At 74.8% G+C, this 17,248-nt stretch carries 15 protein-coding genes; 9 read left to right on the top strand and 6 right to left on the bottom strand.

The annotated features are described in order from the left end of the window. Positions 1 to 73 precede the first annotated feature (73 nt). Genes R2740_RS11130 through R2740_RS11120 form a run of 3 tightly spaced genes read left to right on the top strand, consistent with a single transcriptional unit; the run spans position 74 to position 3,115 of the window. Positions 74 to 1,147, top strand: a complete 1,074-nt coding sequence (locus R2740_RS11130) for a lysylphosphatidylglycerol synthase domain-containing protein (RefSeq protein WP_371302751.1) — start codon at positions 74 to 76, stop codon at positions 1,145 to 1,147. After that, positions 1,144 to 2,292, top strand: a complete 1,149-nt coding sequence (locus R2740_RS11125; RefSeq protein WP_371302750.1) for a glycosyltransferase family 4 protein — start codon at positions 1,144 to 1,146, stop codon at positions 2,290 to 2,292. Before R2740_RS11130 ends, R2740_RS11125 begins: the two co-directional genes overlap by 4 nt. Positions 2,293 to 2,299: 7 nt before the next feature. Next, positions 2,300 to 3,115 carry a PIG-L deacetylase family protein gene (locus tag R2740_RS11120; protein ID WP_371302749.1) on the top strand — a complete coding sequence of 272 codons (816 nt, stop codon included), beginning with the start codon at positions 2,300 to 2,302 and terminating at the stop codon, positions 3,113 to 3,115. A gap of 61 nt (positions 3,116 to 3,176) precedes the next feature. Here R2740_RS11120 and R2740_RS11115 read toward each other — a convergent pair whose 3' ends face one another. The 4 genes from R2740_RS11115 to R2740_RS11100 form a co-directional block, all read right to left on the bottom strand. Continuing rightward, positions 3,177 to 4,100 (bottom strand): pseudouridine-5'-phosphate glycosidase, encoded by a 924-nt coding sequence (locus R2740_RS11115; RefSeq protein ID WP_371302748.1) that lies wholly within the window; start codon positions 4,098 to 4,100, stop codon positions 3,177 to 3,179. Further along, positions 4,097 to 5,047 carry a carbohydrate kinase family protein gene (locus R2740_RS11110; protein WP_371302747.1) on the bottom strand — a complete coding sequence of 317 codons (951 nt, stop codon included), beginning with the start codon at positions 5,045 to 5,047 and terminating at the stop codon, positions 4,097 to 4,099. Before R2740_RS11110 ends, R2740_RS11115 begins: the two co-directional genes overlap by 4 nt. A 67-nt stretch (positions 5,048 to 5,114) precedes the next feature. Next, positions 5,115 to 6,581: a S8 family serine peptidase gene (locus R2740_RS11105; protein WP_371302746.1), complete on the bottom strand. Its 1,467-nt coding sequence runs from the start codon at positions 6,579 to 6,581 to the stop codon at positions 5,115 to 5,117. A gap of 58 nt (positions 6,582 to 6,639) precedes the next feature. Beyond that, a complete protein-coding gene (locus tag R2740_RS11100; RefSeq protein WP_371302745.1) occupies positions 6,640 to 9,573 on the bottom strand; it encodes a BTAD domain-containing putative transcriptional regulator in 2,934 nt (977 codons plus the stop codon). A gap of 78 nt (positions 9,574 to 9,651) precedes the next feature. Between R2740_RS11100 and R2740_RS11095 the strand changes: the two genes are divergently transcribed. The 3 genes from R2740_RS11095 to R2740_RS11085 all read left to right on the top strand — a co-directional run bounded on the left by R2740_RS11095 (position 9,652) and on the right by R2740_RS11085 (position 14,234). Next, positions 9,652 to 11,142: a hypothetical protein gene (locus R2740_RS11095; protein WP_371302744.1), complete on the top strand. Its 1,491-nt coding sequence runs from the start codon at positions 9,652 to 9,654 to the stop codon at positions 11,140 to 11,142. Between the two features lie 92 nt (positions 11,143 to 11,234). After that, positions 11,235 to 13,556: a hypothetical protein gene (locus R2740_RS11090; RefSeq protein WP_371302743.1), complete on the top strand. Its 2,322-nt coding sequence runs from the start codon at positions 11,235 to 11,237 to the stop codon at positions 13,554 to 13,556. 123 nt (positions 13,557 to 13,679) lie between these two features. Beyond that, positions 13,680 to 14,234 carry a hypothetical protein gene (locus R2740_RS11085; RefSeq protein ID WP_371302742.1) on the top strand — a complete coding sequence of 185 codons (555 nt, stop codon included), beginning with the start codon at positions 13,680 to 13,682 and terminating at the stop codon, positions 14,232 to 14,234. 61 nt (positions 14,235 to 14,295) lie between these two features. Here R2740_RS11085 and R2740_RS11080 read toward each other — a convergent pair whose 3' ends face one another. Together R2740_RS11080 and R2740_RS11075 are read right to left on the bottom strand one after the other, a co-directional pair. Beyond that, positions 14,296 to 14,733 carry a GNAT family N-acetyltransferase gene (locus tag R2740_RS11080; protein WP_371302740.1) on the bottom strand — a complete coding sequence of 146 codons (438 nt, stop codon included), beginning with the start codon at positions 14,731 to 14,733 and terminating at the stop codon, positions 14,296 to 14,298. Beyond that, on the bottom strand, positions 14,730 to 15,629 hold the full coding sequence (locus R2740_RS11075; RefSeq protein ID WP_371302739.1) for an alpha/beta hydrolase: 900 nt from the start codon (positions 15,627 to 15,629) through the stop codon (positions 14,730 to 14,732). Before R2740_RS11075 ends, R2740_RS11080 begins: the two co-directional genes overlap by 4 nt. A 120-nt stretch (positions 15,630 to 15,749) precedes the next feature. Between R2740_RS11075 and R2740_RS11070 the strand changes: the two genes are divergently transcribed. From R2740_RS11070 to R2740_RS11060, 3 genes are read left to right on the top strand one after another with little or no spacing between them, the layout of a single operon-like run. Further along, on the top strand, positions 15,750 to 16,358 hold the full coding sequence (locus R2740_RS11070; protein WP_371302738.1) for a carboxymuconolactone decarboxylase family protein: 609 nt from the start codon (positions 15,750 to 15,752) through the stop codon (positions 16,356 to 16,358). Continuing rightward, a complete protein-coding gene (locus R2740_RS11065) occupies positions 16,355 to 16,531 on the top strand; it encodes a sigma factor (protein ID WP_371302737.1) in 177 nt (58 codons plus the stop codon). The genes R2740_RS11070 and R2740_RS11065 overlap by 4 nt, the downstream gene beginning before the upstream one ends. After that, positions 16,528 to 17,226: a sigma factor-like helix-turn-helix DNA-binding protein gene (locus R2740_RS11060; RefSeq protein WP_371302736.1), complete on the top strand. Its 699-nt coding sequence runs from the start codon at positions 16,528 to 16,530 to the stop codon at positions 17,224 to 17,226. The genes R2740_RS11065 and R2740_RS11060 overlap by 4 nt, the downstream gene beginning before the upstream one ends. Positions 17,227 to 17,248: the final 22 nt, after the last annotated feature.

Raw genomic sequence — 17,248 nt, 5'->3', positions numbered from 1 at the left:
CGCCGGGTGGCCGGGACGCGACGTTTCGGGTCCTCTCAGGCTCGCCACAGGCCGGGTGCGGCATGATCGGAGTATGTCGGTCGCACAGCCGGTGACGGCGCGGGGGAGCAGGCGCCCGGGGGTCCGGGTCCGATGGCGCTACGTCGGTGGGATCCTGCTCGCGGTCGCGTTGCTCGCCTTCGCGCTGCCCTCGGTGTCCGGTGTCTCGCTCAGAGCCGTCCAGGCCGTCGTCTCGTCGCTCCCCGCACGGGCGCTCGCCGCGCTCCTGGTGCTGTGGATCGGCGGACTGCTGCTGCACACGCTGACGTTGACCGCTGCGCTTCCCCGGCTGACCCACCGGCGGGCGCTCACCCTCAGCCTCACCGGCAGCGCCGTCGCCAACGTGCTCCCCCTGGGCGGAGCCGCGGGTGTGGCGCTGAACTACCGGATGGTCCGGACGTGGGGGTTCACCCGGCAGCAGTTCGCGACCTACACGGTGGTGACGAACGTCTGGGACGTCCTCGCCAAGCTGGTGCTGGTCGTGGTGGCGCTCCCGCTGCTGGCCCTCACGTCGAGCGTGGTGACCGGGCAGTGGTTCCACGCGGTGCTCACCCTGGCCGCCGTCGTGGCGCTGGTGCTGGGCGTGGCCGTGGCGGTGCTGGCCAGCCCGGTGGCGGCCGGTCGGCTCGGTCGGCTGCTCGACGTCGCGCTGGCGCGCCTCGGTCGCGACACCGATCTGGAGACCGCGCTGGTCGAGCTGCAGCAGGGTTGCAGCCGGGTGGTGCGCGCGTCGTGGTTGCGGCTGTCGCTCGGCGTGGGCCTGTACGCCGCCTCGCTGGGCCTGCTGCTGGGCGCCTGCCTCTGGCTCACCGGCGCCGGGGTCTCTCCCGTGGTGGTGCTCGTCGGGCTGGCCGTGGAGCGGATGCTCACCCTGGCCGGCCTCACGCCCGGTGGCGCCGGCATCGTCGAGCTCGGGCTCACCGGCGTGCTGCTGGTGCTCGGCGGCGACCCGGCCGGCGTGGTCGCCGGGGTGCTGCTCTACCGCGCGATCACCTTCGGTCTGGAGATCCCGGTGGGCGGCGCCGGGGTCGCGGCCTGGCTGTGGGCGCGTCGTCGGGCCGGCGAGCCGGTCGAGGACCTCGAGGCCGAGCTGCAGGAGGCCGCATGAGGCGGGTGCTCCACGTCACCGACGCCTACCTCCCGCGCCTCGGTGGCATCGAGGTCCACGTCTCCGACCTGTTGCGCGAGCAGCGGGCCCGGGGCATCGAGGCGGAGGTCGCCACGATCACGCCGCCCGCCGAGGGCGCCGCCGAGCCGGCGTACGTCCGTCGGCTGGAGGGTGGCCCCCTCGGGGCGCAACGGGGGCTCGTGGAGCTCGTCAAGGAGGGGCGCTACGACGCCGTCCACCTGCACGTCTCGGTCTGGTCGCCGTTCGCCACCCTGGCGGCGCGCCGGCTGGTGTCGGCGGGCGTCCCGACGCTGGTGACGATCCACTCGATGTGGACGCGCCTCGGCCCGCTCCCGGGGCTGGCCCGCGAGCTGCTGCGGCTGCGCGCCTGGCCGCTGGTCTGGTCGGCGGTGAGCGACGCCGCGGCCGAGCCGCTGCGCGAGATGCTCGGTCCCGAGATCCCGGTGGCGGTGCTCGGCAACGCGATCGACGTCGATGCCTGGCGCCCGCCGAGCGCTCCTGGGCGGGAGTCCGCCGCCGACGGGCCGCTGCGGATCGTGGCGGTGATGCGGCTGACCCGGGTCAAGCGGGCCGTCGAGCTGGCCGAGATCCTGCACCGCGTGCGCGCGCAGGTCCCGGCCGAGCGGGCGCTGGAGGCGGTCGTGGTCGGTGCCGGGCCACGGGAGCGCGCGATGCGCCGGGTCCTGGCCCGACACGGCGACGACGCGTGGGTGACGCTGCCGGGCCGGATGGACCGGCCGGCGATCCGCAGCCTGCTCCGCTCCGCGGACGTCTTCGTCGCACCGGCCGAGCTGGAGTCGTTTGGCATCGCGGCGTTGGAGGCGCGGGCCGCCGGCGTCCCGGTCGTGGCCAGCAGCTGGGGCGGGGTCGGCGACTTCGTGGCCCAGGGTGTGGAGGGGTTGCTCGCCCCCGACGACGCCGGCCTGGCGACCGCGCTGACCAGCCTGCTCACCGACGACCGGCTGCGCCGGGCAATGGCCGAGCACAACACCGCGGTGCCGCCGACCCACGACTGGGCCCGCGCCTGCGACCTCAGCGAGCAGCTCTACGAGCGCGCGGTCGCGGCGGCCCGTGCCCCGGCCGGCGCCTGGAGCATGGTGCTCGGCGGGACCACGCTGAGGTGACCCCCTCGTGACGCCGGCCGCAGGGCACCGGCGCTTCACCCTGGTCTCCTTCCACGCCCACCCCGACGACGAGGCGCTGCTCACCGGCGGCACGCTCGCGAGGGCGGCGGCCGAGGGCCATCGGGTGGTGCTGGTCGTCGCGACGGCCGGCGAGGCCGGACTGGCTGCCGACGAGGGGTCGCTCGGTGAGCGACGCCGAGCCGAGCTGAGCGAGGCTGCGGCGGCGCTGGGGGTGGCCCGGGTGGAGGTGCTGGGCTATCCCGACTCCGGGTTCGACGCCCGGGTGGGCGGCGCCTGCTTCGCGCGCACCGACCCGGCCGAGGTGGCCGGCCGGCTGGCCGACCTGCTGGTGGAGGAGGCGGCCGACGTGCTCACGTCGTACGACGTCCACGGCGGCTACGGCCACGCCGACCACGTGCAGGTGCATCGGGTCGCCGCGCTCGCCGCCGCTGGGGCAGGCACGCCGGTGCTGTTGGAGGCGACCCTGGACCGGCGGCTGTTCGGCCCCCTGGTGTCGGCGCTGCGGGTGGCCGGCCGGGTGCTGCCGATGCCCCAGCTGCCCGAGGGGAGCCGGCTCTACTCCCCGCATGCCGCGCTCACCCACCGGGTCGACGTACGCCCGCACCTGGCCGCGAAGCGGGCCGCCCTCACCGCGCACGCCAGCCAGGCCGGTGGCCCCGGCACCGGCTCGCGCACGCTCTCCCTGCTGCTCGGGCTGCCGCGGCCGGTCTTCACGCTGGTCGCCGGTCGCGAGTGGTTCCGCGAGGTGGGCCGCACCCCGTCCGGCCCGCTGCTCGACGACGTGTTCGCGTCGCTGCGGTGACCGATAGTCCGCCACGTTCGGCACCAGTCGGAGGCCCGGAAGTGGTGCCGAACGTAGCGGACTATCGCCGCTCGGCGTAGGCCGCGGCCACGGCGGCGCCGAGCCGGGCGTTGTTCCTCACCAGCGCGATGTTGGCGGTCAGGCTGCCCCCACCGGTGAGCTCGACGATGCGTCCCAGGAGGTACGGCGTCGCGGCCTGGCCGCCGATCCCCAGCCGGTCGAGGTCGGCCAACGCCTCCTCGATCACGCCGCCGATCTCCTCCGCGGGGATCTCGTCGGCGGGCGGGATCGGGTTGGCGACCACCAGGCCGCCGGGCAGCCCGAGGGCCCACTGGGCGCGCATCACCCGGGCGATCTCGTCGGCGCCGTCGACGCGGGTGGGAGCGCGGAAGCCGCTGGTGCGGGAGTAGAACGACGGGAACTCCTCGGTGCCGACCCCCAGCACCGGCACGCCGAGGGTCTCCAGCGCCTCGAGGGTGAGCCCGATGTCGAGGATCGACTTCACCCCCGCGCACACCACGGCGACGGGGGTGCGGGCCAGCTCGGTGAGGTCGGCGGAGATGTCGAAGCTCTGCTGCGCCCCGCGGTGCACGCCGCCCAGGCCGCCGGTCACGAAGACCCGGATGCCGGCCAGCGCCGCCAGCCGCATCGTCGCGGCGACCGTGGTGGCGCCGTGTCGTCGTTGCGCCGCCAACACGGGCAGGTCGCGCACGCTGGCCTTGGCCACCGAGCCGTCGGAGGCGAGCACCTCCAGCTGGTCGCGGTCCAGCCCGACCAGGGGACGCCCGTCGAGCACCGCGATGGTCGCGGGCACCGCGCCGGCGTCGCGGACGATGCCTTCGACCTCGACCGCCATCGCGACGTTCTGGGGGTAGGGCATCCCGTGGCTGATGATCGTGCTCTCCAGCGCCACCACCGGGCGGCCGTCGGCCAAGGCGTCGGCCACCTCGGCGGTGACGTCGACGGGCAGGCCGGCGGCACTCATCGCCACCGCCCGACGGGCCTGGCCAGCTGGGCCTCGACCAGGTCGGGCCCGAGGTCGGGCCGCACCGTCTCCTCGCGCGCGACGGTCAGCGCCGCGACCGCCTGTCCGTAGGCCGCGGCCTCGGCCAGCGGGTCGCCGAGCAGCCATCGGTGGATCAGCCCCGCCAGCATCGCGTCGCCGCCACCGGTGACGTCGACGACCGTCACCTTGTGGGCGCCGAGGGGCACCGGCTCGTCGGCCCGCGGCACCAGCAGCGACCCGTCGGCGCCGAGCCGCACCCAGACGTTCTCGGCGCCCATCGCGCACAGCCGTCGCGCCGCGCCGACCAGCTCCGAGCGTGACCCGGTGGAGTGCCCGGTCAGCGCGCCGAGCTCGTCGCGGTTGGGGCTCACCAGCAGCACCGGGTGCCGCGGGTCGAGCACCGCCGAGACCCGGTCGGCCTTGGGCACGCTCACCGGGTCCAGCACCACCGGGACCCGGGCGTCGCGCGCTCGAACCACCAGGTTGTGCAGGAACGACACCGGCAGGTTGGCATCGGCGACCAGGAGCGCGGCGCCGGCCACCAACGGCAGCATCACGGCCAGGTCGTCGGGAGCCAGTCCCTCGGTCGCGGACAGGTCGGCGACCCCGGCGACCAGCTCGCCGTTCTCGTCGAGCATCGCGGTGTAGGTGCCGGTCAGCTCCCGCTGGCCGACCGGGACCACGGTCACCCCCGCTGCCCGGGTCTGCTCGACCAGCTCCGCCCCGAGGGGGTCGTCGCCGACGGCACCCACCAGGTGCACCGGGGTGCCCAGCCGGGCGAGGTTCTCGGCGATGTTGCGGGCCACCCCACCCGGGCATCGGGTCAGCCGGCCGCGGTTGCTGCTGCCGCGCACCAGCGCGGCGTTGGCCCTGGCCTTCAGGTCCAGCGCGATGCCACCGGTCGCGACGACGTAGCCACCCACCACGGGGTGGACCCTATCCGCGCCCGGGGCGGCAACGGTGATCCCGCACCGCGCCGGGCGCGAACTCCGGTCAGCCGTAGTACACCGCGTTGGCGACGTTGACCATCGATCGGGTGACGCCGTTGCGGGAGTCGGTGATCGCCAGGCCGTTGCGGACGAAGGCCGAGAGGCTCTGGTTCACCGAGTACGACGGCCGTGCCGCCTTCAGCACCGCGAACGCGCCGCTGACCTGGGGAGCGGCCATCGAGGTGCCGTACCAGCTGCAGTCGGCCCCGTCACGCGTCCCGTCGACGTCGAGGCTCGTCGGGACGGCCGAGCAGATGTCGGTGCCGGGCGCCCACAGGTCGACCAGCCGGTTGCTGTTGGAGGCCCCGGCCCGGCCGCCGAGCACCGCGGGCCTCCCGGTGGCGCTGGTGAGCGTCGCGTTGCCGACCACGACCGCGCGGCTCATGCAGGCGGGGTAGCTCACCCCGGTCGAGGAGTTGCTGTTGCCGGCGGCGATCACCGTGGCCGTCCCGCGGCTGCGCAGCGCGGTGATCCAGTCGGCGAGCGGCTGGTTCGTGCTGTCGCAGGTGGTGGCGTAGGTCGTGCTGCCGCCGATGCTCAGGTTGACGGCGGCCGGGGCCGGGCTGACGTAGTAGTAGGAGTACCACAGGGCGTTGATCAGGTCGGCGGTGCCGTAGGTGGGCCGGCCGCTGGCGCTGCGGTGGCTGGCGTTGATCGCGACGATGCCGGCCGAGCGCGCGGCGCCGTACTTGCCGGCCGCGGTCTGGGCGACGTGGGTGCCGTGGGCGCAGCTGACGGCGTAGGTGCAGTTCTTCCCGGCCTGGATGCCGTAGGCGTAGAACAGTCCGTTCCCGCAGCCGTCGGAGGAGAAGCAGGCGCCGTCGACGACGTGGCCCTGCAGCCAGGGGTGGGTGTAGTCGACGCCGCTGTCGACCACCACGATCCGCTGGCCGGCGCCGTTGTAGCCGTGGGCGTAGGTCCAGTCGAGGCCCATCTTCTTCAGGTGCCACCACCGGGGCAGCTGCACGCCGTCCTGGATGCCGAAGGTCGTGGTGCCGGCGGCCCGGAAGTCGATGTTGCGGGCGATGGACAGCACGGCCGGCTCGCGGCGCAGAGCGGCCAGGTCGGCGGCGTCGACCGTGGCCGTCATCGCCGGGGCGCCGGGGACGCTGCTGGTGCCGGTGGGTCCGTCCAGCGCCCGGAGTGCGGCCGCCCGTCCGGCGGACGCCTGGTCGGTGAGCCGGGAGCGCACCCCGGCGTCGGGCGCCCGGGTCGGAGCCTCGGCGAGGATGATCGTCACCGTCACGGTGCCGTGTCGCCGGGCCAGGCGGGTCACCTGGTCGAACGCCGCAGCCCGACCGGTCGGCGACTCGGCGGCAGCGGCCTTCGCACCCGCCTGTGCGGCTCCCTGGGTGCGCTGCGGCGCCGGGCCGGCGCCGTCGGCGTGCGACGCGCCGGCGGTGCCGAGCAGGGCGGCGCAGACGAGTCCGGCCGCGGCCGCGGACAGGCGAAGGGGGGCGGGCGTGCTCATGAGCTCTCCTCGGGGTGGGGCCCGGCGGGCCCGGTGAGGAGAGCCTGGGTGACCAGGCTTAGTGGCCGCTTAGTGTCCGGGCCACGAGGGCGTCGATGCCGTCTCGGGTCGACCGGAGCGGGAGGGTGGCGCCCAGCGTCCACTCCCGGGCGGCATGTTCCCCGACGGCCGCCCGTGCCTGCGCGAGGCGGGCCGCGAGGTCGGTCTCGAGGGGTTCGTCGGTGCCGGACGGCGAGGGCGACAGGCGCTGCGCCGCGGCGAACGCGCGGACGGCGAGCGGCTGCTCGTCGCTGAGGACCGCCAGGCAGCCGCCGACCCGCAGGCACTGCGCGACCGCCAGCGCCTGGCCGGTGCGGTCCGACAGCTCGGTCGCCACCCGCAGATGCTCGGCGAGCTCGACGGGATCGGACTCGACGGCCGCCGCCCGCGCCAGGCTGATCGTCGCGTCCCGACGCTCCAGCGGCAGCGCGGTGCCGGCGATGCCCACCGACTCCGAGGCATAGGCCCGGGCCGTGGCGGCGTCGCCGTCGTCGAGGGCGATCTCGGCGAGGGTGTTGAGGGTGTCGGCCAGGCGCGCGGCGTCGCCGCGGTCGCCGACCACGGCGAGTCGCCGTTCGTAGTAGCCACGCTCCCCGGCCAGGTCGCCGCGCACGGCACATCCGATGGCCAGCATCGACAGGGCGACCACGGTGATCCGGTAGTCCCCCAGGGCCTCGGCGGCGCTCAGCGCCTCCTGCGCGAGGGCGGTCCCCTGCTCCGGGTCGCCGGTCACCACCAGGGCCGCCCCCAGATGACAGCGGGCGTCGGCGAGCAGCCGGGGGTCCTCGGTCAGTGCGATGGCCGCCCGGCACTCCTCGGCGGTGCGACCCCAGTCGGTGAGGTGGTAGGCCAGCTTGCCGGCCACCAGGTGGAGCGTGGCGCGCGCGGTGTCGGTGAGCTCCGTCGCCTCGAGCAGCCCGGTGACCCGCCGCAGCCCGTCGCTGAGGCGGCCGGAGGCGATCCAGAAGTCGGTGAGGAGCTCGGCCAGCGCGACGGCGAGGTCGAGCTCGCCCTCGTCGCGGGCGCGGTCGAGGGCGGCGTCGAGGTCGGCCGCGGTGTCGTCGTAGCGGCCGAGCACGGCGGTGCCGCTCGGTCCGTCGATCTCCTCGCTCCAGGCGGTCACCCGGTCTCGCAGGTGCTCGGACAGGGCGGCCCAGTCGGCGGTGTCGTCGTGCTCCTGCAGCCGGGCCCGTGCGAAGGCGCGCACCGTGCCGAGGGCGACGAACCGCACCTCCACCCGCGACTCGGCGGGCCGCACCAGGCGGGCCTCCACCACCTGGGCGAGCGCACCCAGGACGTCGGGGACGTCGTCGCAGACGGCTTCGATCGCCTCCAGGGTGAAGCTGCGCTCGAAGAGCGCCAGCCGGTCGACCACCCGTCTGGCCGGCGGGTCGAGCCGGTCATAGCTCCACTCGATGGTCGCGGCCAGCGTCCGCTGCCGTTCGGGTACGTCGACCCCGCGGGCCTGCAGGGCGCCGAGGTCGCGCTCCAGTGCTGCCCGGATGTCGGCGGGGGTGAGCAGTCGCACCTGGGCGGCCGCCAGCTCGAGGGCCAGCGGGAACCCGTCGAGGAAGCGACACAGGTCGGCGACGTCGTCGAGCCGGTCGTCGAGGGGTGTGTCGGGGGCGACCGCGTGCGCCCGGTCGAGGAACATCGCCACGGCCGGCGCCGCCAGCACCTCGGCCTCGGTGGCGCCGGGTGCGGGGACCTCGAGCGGCGGCACCGACACGTCGTGCTCGGCGCGGATCCGCAGCGGCAACCGGCTGGTGACCAGCACCGTCGGTCCGGTGGCGCGGTCGACCAGCTCGGTGACCAGGTCGTGCGCGGCCGCCACCGACTCCAGGTTGTCGAGCACCACCAGCGCATCGAGGTCGAGTCCGTCGAGCCCGGACAGGTCGTCGCCGCCGGTCAGCGCGAGCGCCAGCTCGGCCAGGACCTGGTCGGCCTCGGTGCGCTCGGTCAGCGCGAGGTGGACGACCCCGCCCGCGAAGTCGTCCTCGGCGGCCAGCGCGGCGAGCGCCGCCAGCCGGGACTTGCCCGACCCGCCGGGCCCGGTGAGGCTCACGACACGCACCTCGTCGCGCCGCAGCAGCCGGCGTACGTCGGCCACGAGCTCGTCGCGGCCGAACGTCGGCGTCGCCGGCCGGGGGATCCGGCTGGGGGAGCGCGGCGTGACCACCGCGGGTGCCTCCGGCGTGGGCGGGGCGATCGAGGGGTCCTGGCGAAGGATCGCCAGCTCGAGCTGCTGGAGCGCCTGGCCGGGGTCGATGCCGAGCTCGTCGGCGAGTCGCTCGCGGGCCCGGGCATAGGTCGCCAGCGCGTCGGCCTGGCGGTCGGAGCGATAGAGCGCGGTCATCAGCTGGCCCCAGAACCGCTCACGCATCGGGTGCTCGTTGACCGCGCTGCTGAGCGGGTCGACCAGCGAGGTGTGCTGGCCCAGCGCCAGCTGGGCGTCGACGTAGTCCTCCTCCACCAGCAGGCGCAGCTCGTCGAGGCGGACCGCCTCGGGCTCGGCGAACGGGGTGGCCCGGACGTCGGCGAGCGCCGGTCCGCGCCAGAGGGACCGTGCCTCCGAGAGGGCGGCCGCGGCTGAGCCCAGGTCGCCGGCGTCGCGGGCCCGGCGGGCGGCGTCGTGGAGCGCCGAGGCCCGGCCGATGTCCGTCGAGTCGGCCGGGACCGACAGGCGGTAGCCCGTGTGCTCGCGGGTCACCAACCCGTCCAGCGCCTCGGCCTTGAGCGCCTTGCGGAGGCCGTGGACGAACACCTGGAGGGCGGCCGTCGGGTTGGCCGGCGGGTCCTCCCCCCACAGGCCGTCCACGAACCGGTCGGTCGAGACGACCTCGGGCGCGGCCAGGGCCAGCATCGCGAAGACGGCGCGCTGCCGGGGGGAGCCCAGCGGGACGATCCGGTCGCCGACCGCCACCTCGAGCGGTCCGAGTAGCCGGATCTCCATGGCCGAACGCTAGCGGCTGGCTTAGACTCGCGCCCTGGTTTGGCCCGTGGGGGGCCGCGCATGGGAAGGGTCCTGCCGATGAGGCGTGTGCTCACCGCTGCCGTCGTCACGCTGCTGCTGGGCGGATCGCTGCTGTCCGGAGCCGAGGCGGCCCCGACGTCCGCGCTGCCCGGCCTGTGCCAGCTGGCGCCGACGGTCAACACCTGGCAGGGGCTCGGCGTCGGTCCGGGCACCACCGACGACTGGGAGACCGACGCCAACTGGAGCGACGGTGCGCCGCTCCACGGCGGCGACCCGGACGTGTGCATCCCCAGCGGCGGCCTGCCCCGGATCGCCGCCGGCCAGGAGGGCCATGTCACCACCCTCGACATCGCCGGCGGTGCCACCGTGCACGTCGACCCGGGCGGCAAGCTCTTCCTCTACGGCGACCAGTCGTCCGACGCCGACTCGCTCGTGCGCAGCAACGGCCGGCTGGAGGTGGTCGGCGGCACGCTCGGTGGCGTCTCCAAGCTCCATGTGAAGGGCACGCTGGTCCTGGAGCACGACGTCAGCTCCGCCGCGACGCTGCTCACCCGCGACTGTGCCTACGACAGCACCCCGGGGGTGAGCTATCCCGGCGAGGAGACCTGCACCTCGCCCGTCCCGACGCCGGTGGCCGGCGACACCTTCCACCTCGAGGTCGACGACCGTGGGGTGGTCGACGTCCGCGGCGGCGGCGTCAACATCGGGGACCAGACGGTCGTCGTGGCCCGCGGGCTGGTGCGGGTCGGCGCGGGCGCCTACCTCGCGGCCGACCACGGCACCCGGCTGGCGCTCCGCCCGCATCGGACGGCGGCCCCGGGCACCGGCACGCTGCGCTTCGAAGGCGACGGCGGCTACCTCGAGGGCAAGATCGAGGCCGACACCGGCATCGCGACGCTGAGCAGGCTGGTCAACCAGGGCCTGATCCGCAAGAGCGGCGGGACCGGCCTCTCCCTCGTCACCGCGAGCTACTCCCAGCCGACCCCGGGCACTGCCTCGGTGGCCTCGGGCACGCTGCTGCTGCCGACCGGGCCGGTGCAGGCCGCGCAGGTGGCCGGCGGGTCGACGTACGGCACCGGGGCCTGCGTCCAGCCCGACGATCCCGCGTGCGTGCCGTCGACGACACCGGACTTCCCGCAGAGTGCCGAGCTGCGGGTCCCGACCATCGACACCAACGGCGCCCGGGTGGTCGTCCGCAAGCTCGGGTCCACCTCCAGCGGCGCCGACCTGGGCTTCCCGTTCACGGTGCACGCGAGCTCCCTGAAGGCCACCCCGGCGCGGCCCGCGCTGATCCGGATGCGCTTCGACGCCAGCGTCCTGGGCGGCAAGCGCTGGTGGAACGTGAAGATCCTCCGCAAGTCCGGGTCCAAGCCCTACCGCGTCGTCAAGGCGTGCACGAGCAGCGGCCGGCCGCCCAGCGGCGAGGTCGCCTGCGTCGACCGTCGCGGTCTTGCCGGGAGCAGTCGCAACATCGCCAACGTCTCCGGTGCTCCCGACGTCCTGATGGTGGTGCGGACCACCGGCACCTCGCGGTGGGTGGGCCGCTGAGCCCGTCCCCCGAGCGCTAAGCCGTCGCTAAGCGGCGGGCGCGAACCTCCTTCCACCGGCCCACCACAGGGGGCCCGACGAAGGAGTCCTCGATGCACCTCGGCCGCGCCGCCGCTCTCGCCCTCGCCACCTCGGTCACCGCGACCCTGGTCGCCGTCGTCTCGGCGACCGCCGCGCAGGCCGCCGCGTCGAGCCTCACCGTGCTCGGCCCGTTGGTCACCCTCAAGGCCGACGACGCGACGCCGGGCGGCCCGTCGGCCGCCGACGTGACCGTCGCCCGCAACGAGTTCGAGTCCTTCCAGGTCGCCGTCCGCGCCGACGGCGCCGGGATCGGTCGCCTCGAGGTCGAGACCTCCGACCTGACCGGCGCCCGCGGCGGGACGCTCCCGGCGAGCGCGCTCACGGTATATCGGGAGCAGTACTACGCGGTCTCCGCCGACCACCTCAGCGACGGTGAGTCCACGGTCGGGCGGTGGCCCGACGCGCTGGTCCCCCAGGTCGACCCGATCTACGGCGAGAAGCGGGCCGCGTTCGGCGCGGCCGTGCCCGCCCAGGGCCGCGCCGTCCTGTGGGTCGACGTCCTCGCCGCCCGCGACCAGGCGCCGGACACCTACACCGGCAGCCTGACGATCAAGGACGGCGCCACCACGATCGGCACCGTCCCCCTGACGGTCAGGGTGCGCAACGTGGTGCTGCCGTCGACCTCCTCGCTGGAGAGCGTCTTCCTGACCGAGCCCACCAAGCAGTGCCAGGTCCACACCGGCTCCGGGACCTGCCACGGCGACGTGGACGAGGCCAACAGGCTCTCCGCCGTCTACGAGCGGGTCGCGCTGGAGAACCGGGTCACCCTGGCCACCCCCTGGCAGATCGACCGGGGCGCCGCGCTGTCCGGGGCGATGCGGACCAGCTGGCGCCAGCAGGTGCTGCCGATCCTCAACGGCACGCCCGCTCCCGCGTCCGTCGGGAGCCCGATCCGGCTGCCCGGTGCCAAGGCCACCAACCTCGTCCTCTGGCACTACTGCCAGGCCGCCTGTCTCGACGCGTGGAAGAGCGAGGCCACGGCCGACGGCTTCGCCGACCGCCTCTCCTACTACACCTGCGACGAGCCCAACCAGAGCGCCGCCAACTGGGCCGCCTGCGCGGACCACCACGCCGTCGCCCAGTCCCGGGGGATGCGAGAGCTGGTCACCACCCCGCTGCCCTACGCCAAGGCCAACGGCGCCGACTCCTGGGTCGACGACATGGTGGTCCTGGCCCGGATGCTCGATGGCCGCAACGGCGCCTTCCAGGGCAACCAGCGGCCGTCGTACGACGGCTGGGCGGCCGCGACCGGCGACGGCCAGGCCAACAAGGTCTGGATCTACAACTCCTGCGAGGCGGCCGCCTGCAACAACCCGGGCGACCCGGGCTGGAACGACCCCTTCTACGACGGGTGGGCGGGCTACGGCATCGACCAGCCCGCCTCCCAGGCCCGGGCGATGCCGTGGACCGCCTTCCTCCTCGGCGCCACCGGCGAGCTCTACTGGGGCGTCGACTACCGCCTCGGCCAGGCCTGGAACGACTGCGGCGCCGGCGGCAGCAACTGCCTCTACGAGTCCGGCATGAACGGCGACGGCACGCTGTTCTACCCCGGCCGCGCCTGCCCTCCCGGCACCGGGCCGGGCTGCATCGGCGGCAGCACCGACATCCCGATCGAGTCGATCCGGCTCAAGCGCCTGCGCGACGGCCGGGAGGACTACGAGTACCTCCGGCTCGCCGCCGCCCACGCCGACACCGCGGCGCTGGCCCGCTCCACGGCGCTGAGCCTGCTCGGCGGCAACCTCGACGCCGTCGCCTTCTCCACCACCTTCGGCCAGGCCGACCTCGACCGGGCCCGCACGACGCTGGGCGACGCCCTCGAGTCGGCGGACCCCGGACCCGCGCCGACCCCGACGCCCACGCCGACGCCGACCCCGACGCCCACGCCGACGCCCACGCCGACCTACCGGCCGGACGCGGAGGTCCGGGTCGGCAGCGGGAGCTATCTGGGTGACGACGTCTACAACACCACCGGGTCCGGACAGACCGTCCAGGTCTCGCTGAAGCGCGGCGCGAAGCGGACCTTCACCGTGCGGATCACCAACGACGGGGACGCCGTCGACCGCTGGTCGCTCGCGGAGGCGAGGTCGAGCACCTCCGGGCTGACCCGGCGCTGGACCGCCGGAGGCACCGCCATCACCCCCCAGGTCGCCGCCGGGACCTACTCCCTCCTCGACGTCGCTCCCGGCGCCTCACGCACCGTCCGGCTGACCGTCAAGGCCGGCGCCAAGGCCACGGTCGGCCAGGTCGCCACCTGGTCCCTGCACGCCGTCCACAACCCGGTGGGCGACGGCATCCGCGACGTGGTGCGGGTCCGGGTGCGGGTCGTCGGCTGACCCCTGGTCGACCCGTTCCTCGGCCCACGTCCACAGCACGTTCCCGGCGCTAAGCCGTTGCTAAGCGCCGGGCGACAGATTCATCCCACCAGCCCCGCCGGGGCCCCAACCAAGGAGAACCTGATGAACACCAAGATCCGTCACACGCTCGGTCGCTCGCTCGCCCTGCTCGTCGCCGTCGTCGCCGCCTTCCTGGCCACCAACCTCGGCTCCGCCGCCCAGGCCGTCCAGCTGTACGGCGCCTCCGGCACGCCCGGCTCGATCACGCCTTACCAGGTGCAGGGCAAGACGGTGAACACCTGTGCCCCGGTCGGCACCTGCTACCAGCGCCAGCTCGTGGTCTACGGCCCGACGGTCGGCCGCTCGTCCAGCGCAACGGCCGCGCAGGAGGTTGCGGTGCAGTACCGCCTCTACCGCTGGACCGGCAGCAGCTGGGCCAAGATCAGCACCGTCAACCGCAGCGCCTACCTCGGCTACGCCAAGACCGTCCGGCCCCAGGGCGTCACCTGGAACGTCGGCTCCGGCTACTTCTACGTCCAGGAGACGGTGACCTGGAAGCTCAGCAGCACCAAGATGGTGATCGGCTCGCGGGGGGTCAACTACAACGGCAACGACTACGCCTGCGTCAACACCAAGCTCAGCTGCGGCGTCAACACCGGGTGGCTGCACTTCGGCTGACCGACCAGCCCCGCACGAGGCCCCTGCCGGAACCGGCGGGGGCCTCGTCGTGTCGTGCGGGTCACCCGCCGGGTCGCTCCATCGGCAGGTGCATGATGCCGTCCTCGTCGAAGGCGGGGCCGGTGGCGGCGAAGCCGAAGCCGGCGTACCACTCGGCGAGGCCGGTCTGCGCGTCGAGACGCACCCGGCGCTCGCCGACCGCTCGCAGCGCCTCCTCCATCAGCAGCGCCGCGAGCCCGCGGCCGCGGGCCTCCGGGGCCACCACCACCCGGCCGATGCGCAGCGCGTCGCCGTCGTCGAGCAGCCGCAGGCACCCGACCAGCGCACCGTCGTCGTGGAGCAGCAGGTGCCGGGTCTCCGGCTCGGTGTCGCGGCCGTCCAGGTCGGGGTAGGGGCAGGCCTGCTCCACCACGAAGACCTGCTGCCGCAGCCGCCAGAGCTCATAGGCCGTCCGCGGGTCGAGCTCGGCGAACGTCGACGTCGCGACCGCGACGGTCACCGGCAGAACTCCACGGCCCGGCGCAGCGCGCGGCGGCCCTCGGACAGCCCGGGCATCAGCGCATAGACGTGCAGGGCGCCGGGCTCCTCCAGCGCGGTGAGTCGCCACCCGGCCTCGGGGGCGCGGCGCGCAAGCATCCGGCAGGTGGGCGTCAGCAGCTCGCGGCCGCCGAACTGCAGCAGCGTCGGCGGCAGCCCGGACAGGTCGCCCAGCGCCGGGCTCACCTCGTAGCGGTCCAGCTCGTCGGCCCCGGCCCAGAACCGGCCGTAGGCGTGCGCCTTGCTGAGGAAGAGCCACGGGTCGCGGCGGTCGTAGTCCTCGGTGTCCGGCGCGCTCATCGTCAGGTCGGCCCAGGGCGAGAGCAGCACCATCCGCGACGGCTGCGGCCCGCCGCGGTCGCGCACCGACTGCGCGACGGCCAGCGCCAGGCCGCCCCCGGCCGAGTCGCCGACGAGGATCGCGCCCCCGGGCTCGGCGGACCAGTGGGCGACCAGGTCGACGAGCTGGTCGTGGGAGTCGCGCCAGGTGTGCTCGGGGGCCAGCGGGTAGTCGGGCAGCACCAGCCGGGCGCCCAGCCGACGAGCCAGCCGCAGGCCGTAGCGCACGTGCAGGGCGTCGATCGGCGCGACGTAGGCGCCGCCGTGCAGCAGCACCACCGTCCGGCGCACCCGCCGGCCCCGCGGCGTGATGACGTACGACGGGAAGCCGCCGGCGTCCTGTTCCTCCACGGAGAAGCGCCGCGCGAAGCGCGGGACCGCCCAGGTCGGCAGCCCCTGCGGCCGGCGTCGCTGCAGGTCGAGGATGCCGGCGCGCTCGGTCTCCACGTCCACCAGCTCGCCCGACTCGAACAGCCGGGGGATCGCGGTGACATAGAGCTGGTGGAGGGCGCTGGGCACGGGCCCACCCTAGGGATCGGCGCAACCCCGCATCTCCACGGGCTGTCACACGCGGGCGGCGAGCGGTGTCTGGTGGGCGACGTTCGCACCACCACCGCATCGCCGACCCAGGAGGAACCCATGACCACACCGAGCACCTTCCGCATCCCGGCCGCCACCCTCGACGGTCCCGGGGGCCGGCTGGTGGCCGCGCTGGCCCGCCGCACCTACGGGCAGGTGCCCGACACCGTGCGCGTGTGGTGGCACCACCGGCCGCTGGTCCGGGCGCTGCTCCGCCTCGAGCGCGCCGTGGCCCGCTTCGACGAGCTCGACGCGCACCTCAAGGCCTATGCCGTGATGGCCAGCGCGGCCTCGATCGGCTGCTCGTGGTGCCTGGACTTCGGCTACTACCTCGCCCATCACGACGGTCTCGACGAGGCCACGGTGCGGGAGGTGCCGCGCTGGCGCGACTCGGACGCGTTCACCGACCTCGAGCGCGACGTGATGGGCTACGCCGAGGCGATGACGGCGACCCCACCGACCGTCACCGACGAGATGGTGGCCGGCCTGATCGAGCAGCTGGGGGTGCCGGCCGTCGTCGAGCTGACCCAGATGGTGGCTCTGGAGAACATGCGCTCCCGGGTCAACGCCACCGCCGGGCTGACCAGCCAGGGGTTCTCCGACGTGTGCGAGCTGCCGCTGGCCGCCGCGCGCCCACCGGCACCGGCCGCCGTACCCTCGGCCGGGTGAGCGCCACGGTGGACCCCTTCGTCGAGCACCGTGGCCTGCTGTTCACCGTCGCCTACGAGCTGCTCGGCACCGCGGCCGACGCCGAGGACGTGGTGCAGGAGGCCTGGCTGCGCTGGGCCGAGGTGGACCAGGCCGACGTGCGCGACCCCGTGCCTACCTGGTCCGGGTCGTGACCCGGCAGGCGCTCAACCGGCTCCGCACGGTGGCGCGGCGCCGCGAGTCCTACGTCGGCCCGTGGCTGCCGGAGCCGCTGGTGACCACGCACGACGTCGCCGACGACCTCGAGCTCGCCGACAGCGTGTCCACCGCGATGCTGCTGGTCCTCGAGAGCCTGACCCCCACCGAGCGCGCGGTGTTCGTGCTCCGGGAGGTCTTCGCCGTGGAGTACGACGAGATCGCGGCCGCGCTCGACAAGACGCCCGCGGCCGTGCGGCAGATCGCGCACCGGGCCCGGGAGCACGTGGCCGCCCGGCGGCCGCGCCGGCGGGTCGACCCGGCGGAGGGGCGGGCGGTGGTCGACCGCTTCCTCCGCGCCACCGTCACCGGTGACCTCCAGGCGCTGCTCGACGTGCTGGCGCCCGACGTGGTCCTGACCAGTGACGGCGGCGGCCGGGTGTCGGCGGCGCTGCGCCCGGTGGTCGGCCGCGACAAGGTGTCCCGGTTCCTTGCCGGGCTGGCGATGCAGGGGCCGTTCACCGCCACCCCGCTCGAGGTCAACGGCGGCCCCGGCGTGCGCGTCGAGGTGGGTGGTGAGCTCGCGCTGGTCGCGAGCATCGACGTCGTCGACGGACAGGTGGTCGCGTTCTACCTGATGCGCAACCCCGACAAGCTCCAGGGAGTGGCGACGGCCGTCCGCCTCCACCGGTGAGGAGGCGGACGGCCGCGTGGGG

This window comes from Nocardioides sp. (assembly GCF_041393715.1).
In the GTDB taxonomy this organism is placed as follows: Bacteria; Actinomycetota; Actinomycetes; order Propionibacteriales; family Nocardioidaceae; genus Nocardioides.
The sequence above is the reverse complement of the archived record's forward strand: the minus strand, read 5'-3'. Positions and strand labels throughout refer to the sequence as shown.